Annotated in this window: 13 protein-coding genes; 3 read left to right on the forward strand and 10 right to left on the reverse strand. The window is 54.2% G+C overall.

The genetic code is table 11. The features are described from left to right. Nucleotides 1–5 precede the first annotated feature (5 nt). The 8 genes from FHL16_RS20805 to leuS form a co-directional block, all read right to left on the reverse strand. Nucleotides 6–575 (reverse strand): 2OG-Fe(II) oxygenase, encoded by a 570-nt coding sequence (locus FHL16_RS20805; RefSeq protein ID WP_077749167.1) that lies wholly within the window; start codon nt 573–575, stop codon nt 6–8. Nucleotides 576–585: 10 nt separating this feature from the next. Next, on the reverse strand, nt 586–1149 hold the full coding sequence (locus tag FHL16_RS20810; protein ID WP_077749168.1) for a hypothetical protein: 564 nt from the start codon (nt 1147–1149) through the stop codon (nt 586–588). A gap of 9 nt (nt 1150–1158) precedes the next feature. After that, a complete protein-coding gene (locus tag FHL16_RS20815) occupies nt 1159–1908 on the reverse strand; it encodes a hypothetical protein (RefSeq protein WP_077749169.1) in 750 nt (249 codons plus the stop codon). Beyond that, the gene (locus tag FHL16_RS20820) at nt 1886–3115 is read right to left on the reverse strand and encodes a hypothetical protein (RefSeq protein ID WP_077749170.1); all 1230 of its coding nucleotides are present in this window, start codon (nt 3113–3115) and stop codon (nt 1886–1888) included. Before FHL16_RS20820 ends, FHL16_RS20815 begins: the two co-directional genes overlap by 23 nt. Further along, nucleotides 3102–4142, reverse strand: coding sequence for a nitroreductase family protein (locus FHL16_RS20825; RefSeq protein WP_077749171.1), 1041 nt, complete (start codon nt 4140–4142; stop codon nt 3102–3104). Before FHL16_RS20825 ends, FHL16_RS20820 begins: the two co-directional genes overlap by 14 nt. Then, nucleotides 4132–5151 carry a hypothetical protein gene (locus tag FHL16_RS20830; protein ID WP_077749172.1) on the reverse strand — a complete coding sequence of 340 codons (1020 nt, stop codon included), beginning with the start codon at nt 5149–5151 and terminating at the stop codon, nt 4132–4134. The genes FHL16_RS20825 and FHL16_RS20830 overlap by 11 nt, the downstream gene beginning before the upstream one ends. Before the next feature lie 80 nt (nt 5152–5231). Further along, on the reverse strand, nt 5232–5390 hold the full coding sequence (locus FHL16_RS34080; protein ID WP_177346243.1) for a hypothetical protein: 159 nt from the start codon (nt 5388–5390) through the stop codon (nt 5232–5234). Nucleotides 5391–5943: 553 nt separating this feature from the next. After that, nucleotides 5944–8541 (reverse strand): leucine--tRNA ligase, encoded by a 2598-nt coding sequence (gene leuS / locus FHL16_RS20835; RefSeq protein WP_077749173.1) that lies wholly within the window; start codon nt 8539–8541, stop codon nt 5944–5946. Nucleotides 8542–8822: 281 nt separating this feature from the next. On the opposite strand from leuS, the gene FHL16_RS20840 reads away from it, so the two are divergent. After that, entirely contained in the window at nt 8823–9293 is a 471-nt protein-coding gene (locus FHL16_RS20840; protein ID WP_077749177.1) for an RNA methyltransferase, read from the forward strand. A gap of 92 nt (nt 9294–9385) precedes the next feature. Further along, nucleotides 9386–9763, forward strand: a complete 378-nt coding sequence (locus tag FHL16_RS20845; protein WP_077749174.1) for a YgaP family membrane protein — start codon at nt 9386–9388, stop codon at nt 9761–9763. 111 nt (nt 9764–9874) lie between these two features. On the opposite strand, the gene FHL16_RS20850 is transcribed toward FHL16_RS20845, so the two are convergent. Beyond that, on the reverse strand, nt 9875–11104 hold the full coding sequence (locus FHL16_RS20850; protein ID WP_077749175.1) for a hypothetical protein: 1230 nt from the start codon (nt 11102–11104) through the stop codon (nt 9875–9877). A 103-nt stretch (nt 11105–11207) separates the two neighbouring features. Next, complete coding sequence (locus tag FHL16_RS20855) at nt 11208–11657, reverse strand: YcgN family cysteine cluster protein (protein ID WP_010462140.1); 450 nt, start codon at nt 11655–11657, stop codon at nt 11208–11210. 242 nt (nt 11658–11899) lie between these two features. Between FHL16_RS20855 and FHL16_RS20860 the strand changes: the two genes are divergently transcribed. After that, nucleotides 11900–12493, forward strand: a complete 594-nt coding sequence (locus tag FHL16_RS20860; protein WP_077749176.1) for a nitroreductase family protein — start codon at nt 11900–11902, stop codon at nt 12491–12493. Nucleotides 12494–12660: the final 167 nt, after the last annotated feature.

A 12660-nucleotide genomic window follows, 5' to 3' on the forward strand; every position in this document is an offset into this window, starting at 1 on the left:
AGCGCTTACTTGGGCGATGACTTGAAAACAAAACTGACCCGCAGCATGGGGCAAATCCTGCTGGGGGAGCTGGCGCGGTGAAGAATGCACCCGGGAAATATAACGATGCGCCCTGGCAGAGGGGCCACTGACTTTATGATTTCCCCACCCTCACCGTAAAACAGGAGCTCGGCCCCCCAGTCTTGTTGCCAGTCGTCATGGGCAAAATAGATCGAAGACAGATAGTCCTCTCGGCTACTGTCTTTATGCGCATACCCTTCCGTGCCGTAGGTATGTCCATTGGCGTACGCCCTAAGCAGATTCTGCGATGAACCAATGGCTGCTTCGATCTGTAGCCATAGCGCGCTGACCGATTGCAGCCCCTGCCTGTCGGCTAAAATAGCGGCGCTGTCCGTCTCGCTACTGGTATCTCCACCGGCAAAGTGCGAGTGCCAGAAAAAATAATTATCGTTTTGAACATTAGAACGCCAGCCGTACTGCCAGATCGGTTTTTTAGCCAGCGAGCTCAACTGACTTGCCAACTCTGTCGATATTATCCCGTCGTAGATTTTTACATCGTCAGCGCCCAGACTCATCTCAATCTCCCTATCCAATCCATAACACGTATTCAATATTTAGCCCGCCATACGCTTCACTGCTCGGATGTTCATGACCATGACTGGCAAAACTGCCGAGTCCGCCGTCAGCAGCAATGACACTGAGTTGTTGAGCCATGAACCCCGCGCGCAACCAATTCACCCGCTTATCCGATTCGACTGAACGTGTCGATATAAACAAAAATAATAAAGCCTGCCTTCCCACATTGACTTCATCTTCAAGTGATTTCTGTAACTGCTGAAATATCACGTCCTCCGAGGAGACTTGAACAATGTCCAGCTGGGGGTCACCCCACTTTTCTATCAGTGCCATGCAACGATGCTTCACTTCATCCAGACGCCAACTACTTGTTTCGTATCCCAGCTCGCGTGATGTTTTACGCTGCAACCAGGTACTATCAGACACGTCGATCATCCGTCGAGTCAGTTGTACAAACTCCCGCACATTCAACGTACGCGCCTCTCGCCAGCAACTGTAAATAATCGAATACAGCGGCATATCAAGCTCAATAAACCCAACCGTCGCTTCGTCCAGTTTTATCAGCTTATGCATGCGCACTCCTTATAGCGTGATGATCGCCATGGATGAGCAGCAATAATTCATGGTCGGTTTAAAACCGCTCAGTTCGAGCGACACCGGGTTTTTATTTCTGACCTGCAGCGCATGAAATAACGCCGCTATCGAATGGCCCAACTCGATATAAAGTGCGCTGAGACTTCTCACGTCTCGATAGCGTTCGGCCAGCCGTTCGAAATCACATTGAATGACCAGCTTTCCTGGACGTTCACCGATCGTCGTGGCGTCGTGTATCACGAAAAACCGATCATGGTACGAGTCATAAAGAAAACAATGGCCGTGCCTATCTGTATATCGACATTCCAAAGAATGGACCGCGCCATTAGAGGGATAGACACGCCGAACACCTGGCCCCAGATCCTTGATTGCCCACGACGTGATTGCGTTGTTCCTGAAAACAAATCTGATGGCCTCGAACACACAATCCGCAACCGCTGGGTCACTGGCTTCTTCAAGCTGGGGCGTACACCGGAGTCGAGGTTTACCAAACAATACAGATTGGGTTCGCATTCGTTGATTGATGGCGGTTTTTCCCCCGCTCGAGTAGTGGGTTCTGCAGCGCTCACATTCATAAATCGCGCCAGCCATCAAATTCGCAGCCTGCGCCCTGCTGTCGACTCCCTCGTCCGTCAGCCTTTCGAACAAACGCTCATTCTGTGAAAACAGCAGCCGACCCGTATCCGCGTCATACCTGTACAGTGATTTTTTTGACTCAAACAAGGCATCGATTATCATCCAGAAAAATCCTTTTCCTGTACAAGTGATACATCAACAACAGCCTGGCCATATAACTGATGCCCACGAAATGGATAATCTGCGCCGCTCCAATATAGCCAAAATAGATCAACGCACTCAAAGGCACAAAATAGAAAACCAACAGCCATTTATTGGCGGCGGAAATAACCCTGTTCATCGCGTTCAGCCGAAACACCCCATTCAGCGAGATAACAATGACCATGGCCGGGTAGTAGGTCATCGCCACCAGCGAATGAATGAATTGCCCCGGCGATATTTGATTTACCAGAACACTGGCGATCAATGCCAGGCCGAACGGAACAAACCAGGTGACCTTGAACGTATAAATAATCGCCCTGAAAAACAGCGCAGAGTCTTGCGCTGAATTTCGACGAATGATCAACACGGCAGCACGCGCACAGATCATCCAGCAGGCCATTTGAAACGCAAAGGGAATGCGAAAATCAGCGAAGTCTTCAGGCGCTATCTTGAACGCCACAACGCTCAACAATAAACCGGACAGTGAAATACTGGCCACCGTGGACAATTCCGGCAAGACAATCCGTCTGATTTTCAAACTGAACATCAACGAGGGTCTTATCGGTTTAATGCTGATATTTCCGGAGGTTTTAAGTATCGACATGCCGACCACAAATAACGCCAGGTCGATTGCCACCATCCCCAGGCCTGCCACGACATACGAAAACCCCATACCGCTCAGCCACAGCGTCAAGTAAAGTCCGATGTTGCACAACCACACGCCCATCTGCAGCCAGAACACTGTCCGACCATACCCCAGCAACATCAAGTAGGCCTGATTGAGTGAAGCGAATACCAGAACGCAGACGGATACCATTCTAAGTAACAGAAATATCAGCAGACCCGCGTTATCGCGACTCTCCTCAATCATGCTGAGTGAAAGCAGCATATACACAATGGAAATAAGTGTCCCGACGACTAACAGTGCGGCCGCGCATCTACTGTAGGCACGATGCCTTGATACTTTTGACAACTGTAAAAAAGAAATGACCCAGGGCGATGCAAACGGAATCAACGCGGACATAATGTCTATGTTTACACTCAACACACTGAACTGATCAGGAAAGGCGACGGTCATCAACATCAGCACGCTGATACCTTTGATGACATCCACGGCCCCGGTGATGACAAAAAAGATATCGCTGAGGACATCGTCACGCGTCGGCATTTCTGCTTCCGACTTTCCCCATCGTTGCCGTGTACATAGGAATCTCGTCGCTGGCCAGATCGATGGACAGGACCGCTCGAAGTTCATCATCCCTTGTCGCCGGGGTGGTAACGCCCTGCACATTGAACTCACTGCACGCGTTGACATGCATGTGCATGATTCTCCCGGCCTCGATAAACAGGTTTCTCAAGGCTTTGTCGTGTCGGTAACGCCAGGCATAGGAACTGGGTGTTGCGGTTAGCACCAGCGTGTAATTGGCTGTCCTGGGCGCGACCATGCCCCAAATGATGCGAGACATTGGCTCTCTGAAATCTCCCTCTTTGATCAACCCCAAGCGCTGTTTCTCGAGTTCGAGAAAGTAAACCCCCGGTGTCAGACCGACAACGTCATACACCACGACATACACGGAAAATGCCGCACCGAAATTCTTGGTGTATTTCAAGCGACTGCCTTCCAGACGCCGACACATGTCCAGTGTTTCCAGCAACCTCGATACCGAGTGTGCCAATATTTCCAGAAACTCATCAACTTCAAGAGGGAGTGCCTTGAATTGTCGATGACTCCTGCGCTTGAGTGCTTTTTCCGGAAAACCCGGGATCCAGTCGTTACTGGCTGATGCAATTTTTCGCAGCGCAAGAACGGGTTGAACGCTGTCGATAAACACCGGAACTTTCGGTACCGGGCACAATGAAGCCGACTCATATTCAAGATACTTGTTATCGAGAATCTTCACCCGATCCTTATCATCATCAACGTACTTGATGGTTCTGGACAACAAGTAGAACGGGATACACGCTTCCCATCCTCTGTCAGACCAATGCAAGATACTCTGCGGATTAATCAGGGTGTCCGTCGCCGGAGTACTTTCATTTCGTACCGCGGCGAGCCGGGCGGCATGGTCGGGACGGATAAAAAAAGAGGGCGCGACTTCGAAACTTCTGCCACTGCTAAAGTCACTGAACTCTAGAATATGGTCACAATTTTTGGCGAACGATATATAAGCGTTTTTCAGGCTTTCATGCAGCATTCGATTGCCCTCCGATCATGACGGCACTCATCACCCCTTCCACAAGTGGATCGAGTTCCAACATACGTTCGAAATTTATCACCTGAAGGTTGTATTGAGCTTGATTTCTGTACTTCATCTTCAGCAGTGCCGTTTCGACTTGCATCGAAGCGTGCCCGGCGTCCAGATGAACCGATCTGAATGTTCTCGGCTCGCGATAACGGAACATATTGCGTTCCCAGAGACAGGTAAAGACAACGGCGAAATTGACAGAAAAATCAATATACGAATCCCGGACGCCAAACAGCGGCGTATAGAGATCCGGGGTCTCAACATGTTTGACGGTATTAAAGCTATACGTCACGGCATTGAAGTGAAGGACCGTCTGATTGGCGAAGTCCACCAGATAAGCCTCGACTGGATGCCGCCCGCCGCCGCTGGGTACAGTCTTCTTGAATACCCGACCACCCGTATTGAGTTGCGCTTCCTTTTGTACACCCAGGCTGAGACTCACTGCACTCAGGATGTTCTCCAGGTCGCTTCCCGTGCCGCCAGCGCTGATGAGTGCTGCACTGCGTTGCGGGTTAACGCCCTGCACCGAGATCGGGGCGTCAGGGTAGGCTTTGAAACGCTCCATTTCCTCTTCCATGGCCAGATACGCTTGCATCCGGTTATTGTCTTTGGTGCGACCGTCCTTGTCGTATTCAAAAAACGGATAATTGTGCGTGACGTTCAAATAGTCTGAAGCACTTTTCCAGTTGTAGCTTTCCAACTCAGCGGTTCTATCTTCACTGACAGTGGCGCTATCGCTTAGTTTGACAAACCCGCTACCTATCAACTTTTCCAGCAAATCGGATAACGACCCACTGTCTGTTTCAGGCGGGATTGAACGCGCGGAAAAGCCAAGTAGATACTCGACAACGGGAAAGGAAATTCGAATTCTCTTGTGTGAGCCTATCAGATAAGCCAACGCATAGTTTTCAAGCGTAATAATTCTTAAATCGGAATTTACCGACAGACTGGCAACCATGCCTGCTTACTCCTGAACAATGGAACAGGGCAATTTTACTTGCCCTGTTCCGACACAGCTTATGACAAAAGCGGGTTAACTCAGTTAACGCCACCGTCACCATGCTGCAGGCAAGCTTCGTTTCGTTCGATTTCCACGAAATCTGCAACATCATACTGTTCGCTGATTTTCTGGCAGTTATCTACAGCAGTTTTGATCGAGGTTTCGGTAGATGCTATGGAAGTTTTTTCGATAGGCATGATTCATATTCCTCTATTAGTTATTTATGTCCGCTGATAACGAACGCCCCCAATCTAAACAAATGAAAATCTGTGTCAACATGCAACTTTTCGTTATAAACAAATAATGGATCCAACCTGATTATTAAATTTGACGACCTGCGGGTCGACTGCTACCCGAAAAACCGATGATTGTTTACTCACCTGTTTATTAGCTAAACGTCTGTAAGAAGCTGGCTATCTGGCCGATTGCCATCCGCCCCAAAAAGAGAAAACCGCTGTTATTTATATAACTTTTTAATATTAAAAAAGAATTAAAACTATTATTTTTATTTCGTTTGAATATTAAAAACAATCAACATTTTCGTTTGTGATTCATGACTTTTGGAGAAGAGAGGCCTTTAAACCGGCCGTTTCAGTGTTTCCAGAAGGGCTTTGACAGACCACGAGGCTGGTGTTGCTCAAGCGGCCCCTTGAGATAGCGGGGCCGGAAGGAGTTGAGTCACCAGCGCCCGTCATAAAGGCTGGCGCTGGTGTAATGGAGCAAGGAGCGAGCACTCCCTGCTTCAGATTGTTACAGAACGATGTTGACCAAGCGACCCGGCACAATGATGATCTTTTTCGGAGTGACCTCTATAAACCGCGCGACCGCTTCATCCTTGAGCGCACAGGCCTCTATCTCGGCCCGGTCGGCCTTGGCAGGCACCACAATTTCTCCGCGTAGCTTGCCGTTGACCTGCACCATCAGTTTCAACTCCGAGCGAGTCAATACGTCAGGTGACGCAACGGGCCACTGCGATTCGAGAATGTCCCCGGCGAACCCCAGTTCGGTCCAGAGCACATGGGCGATGTGTGGCGTAATCGGGTTGATAACTTTCAACAGGATCTCGAGCCCTTCTCGAATGACGGTACCAGAGGCAGCCTTCTCGCTCTCCAGCAGGTTGAGGATTTTCATCACGCCGGAGACGATCGTGTTGTAGTGCAGCTTTTCATAGTCCTTGTTGATGCTCTCCAACACGCTATGAATCTCGAACCGCAGTTGCGCCGAGTGCTCGTCCAGACTGCCTTGCTGCACTGAAGCCACGAGGGTGTCCCGGTGCTTGAAGGCGAAACTCCATAACCGCCGCAGGTAGCGATAGGCGCCCTCCACGCCGCTGTCACTCCAGACAATGCTTTGCGTGGGCGGGCCAGCGAAAATGGTAAACAGGCGAGCCGTATCTGCACCGAATTTCTCGATGATTTCCCGTGGCTCGACGACGTTGTTTTTCGACTTGGACATTTTTTCGATGCCGCCCATCGTGACGGGCAAGCCATCTTCCTTGGCGAGCGCCTCAAGCGCCTGACCACCATCGCCGAACCTGACATCGACTTCCGCCGGGTAGAACCAGCGTTTGGCGCCATCATCCGCTTCTCTATAGAAGCACTCACGCAGCAACATGCCCTGCGTGAACAGGTTCTTGAATGGCTCATCGATCTCGATCAGCCCTTCGTCACGCATCGCCTTGGTCCAGAACCTCGCGTACAGCAAATGCAGAACGGCATGTTCGACGCCGCCGATGTAGTGATCCATCGGCATCCAGTATTTCGCCGGCCCGGCGACCATCGCTTCTTGATTAGCCGGCTCGCAGTAGCGCATGAAATACCAGCTGGAATCGACAAACGTGTCCATCGTGTCGGTTTCACGCCGTGCGGGGCTGCCGCAGGACGGACAATCGACATGCAGGAAATCAGGGTGTTTGAGCAAGGGATTGCCGGACCCGTCGGGTATGCAGTCCAGAGGCAAAATGACCGGCAGGTCCTTGAGCGGCACCGGGACATCACCACACCGGTCGCAATAAATCATCGGGATCGGCGTGCCCCAGTAGCGCTGGCGGGATATGCCCCAGTCCCGAAGTCGCCAATTGATTTTTTTCTCGCCGCCGTGGTTGGCGAGTTCGGCACTGATGGCTTCGCTTGCCTCTTTCAGTCCCAGGCCGTCGAATGCGCCAGAATTGATCAACACACCCCGATCCTTCGCGGCGTATGACGCATTCCACGCACGGGCGTCGTACTCCAGCCCTTCAATGGCGATGACCGGTCGGATCGGGAGACCTTTTTTACGGGCCAATGAAAAATCACGCTCATCGTGAGCCGCCACTCCCATGACCGCACCCGTGCCGTACCCCGCAACCAGGTAATTCACCACCCAAACCGGGATCGACGCACCGCTGACGGGATGCTCGACAGTGAGGCCTGTGAAGACGCCGTCCTGATCAATGCCGGACAATTGTGCTTCGCTGGTGCCACCACTTTGGAACTTCCCGATCACCTGAGCCAGTTCAGGATTGAGTTCCACTGCCCGCAGGGCGATCGGGTGTTCCGGGGGGATTGCGCAGAACGTCACGCCCATCAAGGTTTCGGCGCGGGTGGTAAACACCGACAGCCGCCCTTCCTCGATGAGGGTGCCGTTTTTATCCTGTATTTGATGAGTGAACGCGAAGCTCACCCCTTCACTTTTACCAATCCAGTTGCGCTGCATCGACTTGACCATTTCCGGCCAACCATCCAGGTCATCAATATCCTTGAGCAGTTCCTCGGCATATTGAGTGATAGCAAAGTAATAGCCAGGTACTTCTCTCTTTTCGACCAGCGCGCCTGACCTCCAGCCCCGGCCATTAATAACTTGTTCATTGGCCAGTACGGTTTTATCAACAGGGTCCCAATTAACAACCTGAGTATGTTTGTAAGCAATACCTTTTTCAAGCATCTTCAAAAAGAACCATTGGTTCCATTTGTAATAGTCCGGATCACAGGTTGCAACTTCACGGCTCCAGTCGATACTAAGCCCAAGGGGGCTCAACTGTCCCTTCATGTCCTGAATGTTCTGACGCGTCCAGTCGGACGGCGACTGACTGGACGCCAGGGCCGCGTTCTCAGCGGGCAGCCCGAACGCATCCCAGCCCATTGGCATCAATACGTTAAAGCCCTTCATGCGCATTTGCCGCGCCAGTACATCATTGATGGTGTAGTTGCGAACATGCCCCATATGCAGTTTCCCCGACGGGTACGGCAACATGGAACACGCATAATACTTGGGGCGCGAAGGATGCTCGGAAACTTCAAATGTTTTTCTGGCAGCCCAATCGGCTTGAGCGCTAGTTTCGACCTCGGCCGGATTGTATCTTTCCTGCATAAATACCTTCTCTGTACTTATCTATAAGAAGAAAGATCTCATGACCTTCCATTAGTCAGCCAACCCGTACTCCGTTAACGCCCTACCATACAATACAAACCCGAAGGCTTTCCAGTCGCGGGCCAAGCCTGCCATTGCGATCAAAATCGCGCCTGCTGGCAAAACGGGCGGCAGGCATGACCGCGTTCCGGCTCGGTTTACGTCGGCACCCGCGGTGTCTTTTCTGAACAGTGCCGGACATTCCCGTATAATCGTGCCTTTTGTTCAAAGGCACCCCGCTCGTGGCAGACAAACGGTACAGCTGCATTGGTTTGTATAACCCCAAATCACCGGAAAACGTCGGCTCGGTGATGCGCGCCGCCGGCTGCTATGGTGTGGCGTCCGTGTTCTACACCGGCAAGCGTTATGAACGCGCCGCCGACTTCGTCACCGACACCAAGCGCGTCCACTACGACATCCCGCTGATCGGCATCGACGACTTGAAGAAAATCCTGCCCTTGGGCTGTGTGCCCGTCGCGGTGGAACTGGTCGAAGGCGCCCGCTCGCTGCCGGAATACACCCACCCTGACCGCGCCCTGTACATCTTCGGCCCGGAAGACGGTTCGCTGGATAAAGAGATTCGCGACTGGTGCGAAGACGTGGTCTACATCCCGACCGCTGGCTGCATGAACCTGGCCGCCACGGTCAACGTCGTGCTCTACGACCGCATGGCCAAGGGTCTCAACACCCGCTCCGGGGCAAAATTCCGCTGAATCACCGCACATTCGATGGAACAAGCCGACCGCCCCGGCAGTCAGCTTATCTATCTATTGTTGAAGCAGCCTTGCCTGCCAGGAGACAGATCATGAGCGAACTCAAGCGCGTAGAACGCATCGAATCCACCCCGTTCCAGACTCATTCCGAGCAGAACGTTCACGGCTGGGAACGTGTCGGCTCCCTGGCCGGCGGCGTGCTGATGATGGGCAAGGGCCTGCGTCGCGGCGGTTTTTTCGGGTTGATCCAGGTGGCCATCGGCGGCGTCGCGCTGGCTCGCGGGATTACCGGGCACAGCTCGGCGAAAAGCCTGCTGGAGAAAAGCCGCCGGGACATGAACAACGTTCGGGCGAAGATCGAGCGGGCCGGGGAAGAGTTGGGCAAGTTGAAGGCGAATGCCGAGGCGGCGACCCATACCGCTACGGTGACAGGCAACGATTCGTTGAAGTCGCCGAAGACCGGGGTTTGATCCGGGATTTTTGCTGAGGCTGACGGCCTCTTCGCGGGCAAGCCTCGCTCCTACAGAATTGGTGTGATCACATAAACCCTGTAGGAGCGAGGCTCGCCCGCGAAGACGGTTTTACTGAAGCAGCTCGGTATCAAGGACCTTGGAAGACTCGCCAATCACGCTTTCCGCGAGCTGAACAAACTCTTTGGTATCCACACTCCCCAGATGCATCGCCCCGCGCAACACATCATCAAGCGAGCGCTTGTTGCGCGTTTTCAAACGAATCTCGCGATCCAGTTCCTGTAGCAACAACACCGCTTTGGAGACCTGCGCCGGGTTCGCCTGTTCGCCACGCAACGTGGTGACTTTCTGGCTGTCCTTGACCAACCGGCGGTGCAAACTCTCAAACCGCTCATCACTCATGCCACCCGCACGGCGCACCAGTTCGATGGCGTAATACTCGGCAAACCCTTCACTGATCCAGTCACTGCGCTGTTTGTCGTTGATCCGCCCGAAAACCTGCGCCAATTCACGCACCACCGCGCTGGTGCCGCTTTCACTGACCAACGGCAGGCGCGTGTTCAGATAGATCGATTCACGCGCGGCCAGGCTGCCGCGCCACATCGGGTCGTTGGCGCCGACGATCAGCAGTTTGACGGGATGACGGGGAAACACGGCTTGAACCTGCGGCCAGACAAAGGTCAGCAGCGTCAGCACGTCCATGCGGCGCATGCCCTGGCCTTGGGGCGAGGCGACGGTGACTTCGGTTTCCCCAAGCCTGGTGCGACGGCTGCCGAGGTGGCCGGCGAGCATCCAGCCCGTGGGCCGGTCGAACAGTCGAGAGACGTTATCGATGCGGAATTTGTTCTTGCCGATGCGCGGCCAGGCGGTCTCGACGCTTTTCCAGCCGCTGGGCAATTCAAATTCAAGGCGTGAAATCAGCTCGATGCCGTCCTGCTGATCGAGTCTGGCCGGCGGCACCAGGTCGTCGCCGCGCATCAGTGCCCAGGTTGGCGTCATGCGCGTATCGAAGCTGCCGCTCTTGCGTCCATGGCTGATGCGCACGCGGTAAGTCAGGCTGGCCTTGTCAGTGGCCGGACGCCAAACGCCGCGCGTCTGCTTGCCCGTCGTGAGTTGCCATTGGCCGTCGGCCTTGAAGTCGCTGTAGTGGCTGCCGTCGCCCAGATCGAAATCCAGACTGCGCACCGCCGAGCCTTGGGCCAGCGTCAGCCGCACTTCGGCCTGATCGCTTTGCGGCAACAGGCGCACGTGATAATCCAGATCGACCTTCTTCGCCGCCCACACGGACGAACTCAGGGCCAGTAGCCCGACGGCCAGCGCCCGCCGCAATCGCACAGCCATACACACTCCTGTTGTGGCGAGCGAGCTTGCTCGCGCCGGGCTGCGAAGCGGCCCCTTTTTTTGTCGTTACTGCCTGTTGGTGGCCACACATGCCGTGGGGCATTCAGCCCGCGCGAAAGATCAGATGGTCTTCCCAGTCATCCTCGGACACGCTGCCTTCGGCGAGCATGCGCCCGGACTGGGAAATGCGTTCATGGTGCACCGCATCGCGATCACCGCACACCAGGTGATGCCACAGGGGCAAGTCCTTGCCTTCACTGACCAATCGATAGCCGCAGGTCGGCGGCAACCAGCGGAATTCTTCGGCCTTGCCCGGCGTGAGCTGGATGCAGTCCGGCACAAAGTCACGACGGTTCGGGTAGTCGGTGCACTGGCAGGTTTTCAGGTCCAGCAGTTTGCAGGCGATGCGCGTGTAATAGACCGAGTTGTCCTCTTCATCTTCGAGCTTTTGCAGGCAGCACAGACCGCACCCGTCGCACAGCGATTCCCACTCCTGCGGATCGAGTTGATCGAGGGTTTTGCGTATCCAGAACGGTTCGACTTTGGCGGCCATGGTTCGAGCATCAACATCAGGTGGTGAAAAGGCCGCCAGTCTAGTGCCAAGGCCCTTGCGGGCCAAGCATTGGCGACTGCCGGTAGATCGGGGCTTGTCAGTTTTTGCGCCGCCACGTAGTTTTGCCAGTCGCAAGGAGCCATGCCCAAATGCCATTAACGCTCAACCGCGTTGCATTCAGGTGAACTGCGCCTGCGGGTTTTAGACGCCCCTCACTTTCAAACGAAGCAAGGAATCTCTTGATGAGTGCAAACCCACGCGTTGCCGAGTATGCGATCCACCCTCAGTTCACCGATCGCTGGTCGCCCCGCGCCTTCACCGGCGAAACCATTCCCGAAGAAACCCTGTTGAGCTTCTTCGAAGCCGCACGCTGGGCGCCATCGGCCTACAACTCCCAGCCTTGGCGGTTTCTCTACGCGCGCCGCGATACGCCGAACTGGGAGCGTTTTCTGGGCCTGCTGAATGAATTCAACCGCGGCTGGGCGCAACACGCCTCGGCATTGGTGATCGTGATCTCTAAAACCACCTTCGCGGTACCCGGCGCCACCGAAGAGACCCCGGCCCTCTGGCACACCTTCGACACCGGATCGGCCTGGGGCCATCTGGCGCTGCAAGCGAGCATCAGCGGCTGGCACACCCACGGCATGGCCGGTTTCGACCAGGACCTGACCCGCAAAGAGCTGAACATTCCTGAAGGTTACGCACTGCACGCGGCGGTGGCCGTGGGCAAACTGGGCGATAAAGCGACGCTGGCCGATTACCTGCAAGCGCGCGAAGAACCAAGCCCACGTCGCCCACTGAGCGAACTGGCGGCCGAAGGCGATTTCACCCTCTAAGCCACAGCGCAAAAGAAATTCGGGAGCGAGTCTCTTGCGATGGCGGTGTATCAGTCTCCGTCAATATTGACTGACAGACCGCCATCGCGAGCAGGCTCGCTCCCACAGTTGATTCCTGGTGTTCACAAAATAGTGGATTCACAGCACAACCCATGTGGAAGCGAGCC

This window comes from Pseudomonas sp. FSL W5-0299, from assembly GCF_005930655.1.
GTDB lineage: Bacteria > Pseudomonadota > Gammaproteobacteria > Pseudomonadales > Pseudomonadaceae > Aquipseudomonas > Aquipseudomonas mandelii.

Excerpts from the sequence above, each read along its gene's own strand:
- FHL16_RS20805 (WP_077749167.1), bottom strand. The coding sequence starts at position 575 with ATGAGTCTGGGCGCTGACGATGTAAAAATCTACGACGGGATAATATCG.
- FHL16_RS20810 (WP_077749168.1), bottom strand. The coding sequence starts at position 1,149 with ATGCATAAGCTGATAAAACTGGACGAAGCGACGGTTGGGTTTATTGAG.
- FHL16_RS20815 (WP_077749169.1), bottom strand. The coding sequence starts at position 1,908 with ATGATAATCGATGCCTTGTTTGAGTCAAAAAAATCACTGTACAGGTAT.
- FHL16_RS20820 (WP_077749170.1), bottom strand. The coding sequence starts at position 3,115 with ATGCCGACGCGTGACGATGTCCTCAGCGATATCTTTTTTGTCATCACC.
- FHL16_RS20825 (WP_077749171.1), bottom strand. The coding sequence starts at position 4,142 with ATGCTGCATGAAAGCCTGAAAAACGCTTATATATCGTTCGCCAAAAAT.
- FHL16_RS20830 (WP_077749172.1), bottom strand. The coding sequence starts at position 5,151 with ATGGTTGCCAGTCTGTCGGTAAATTCCGATTTAAGAATTATTACGCTT.
- FHL16_RS34080 (WP_177346243.1), bottom strand. The coding sequence starts at position 5,390 with ATGCCTATCGAAAAAACTTCCATAGCATCTACCGAAACCTCGATCAAA.
- leuS (WP_077749173.1), bottom strand. The coding sequence starts at position 8,541 with ATGCAGGAAAGATACAATCCGGCCGAGGTCGAAACTAGCGCTCAAGCC.
- FHL16_RS20845 (WP_077749174.1), top strand. The coding sequence starts at position 9,386 with ATGAGCGAACTCAAGCGCGTAGAACGCATCGAATCCACCCCGTTCCAG.
- FHL16_RS20850 (WP_077749175.1), bottom strand. The coding sequence starts at position 11,104 with ATGGCTGTGCGATTGCGGCGGGCGCTGGCCGTCGGGCTACTGGCCCTG.
- FHL16_RS20855 (WP_010462140.1), bottom strand. The coding sequence starts at position 11,657 with ATGGCCGCCAAAGTCGAACCGTTCTGGATACGCAAAACCCTCGATCAA.
- FHL16_RS20860 (WP_077749176.1), top strand. The coding sequence starts at position 11,900 with ATGAGTGCAAACCCACGCGTTGCCGAGTATGCGATCCACCCTCAGTTC.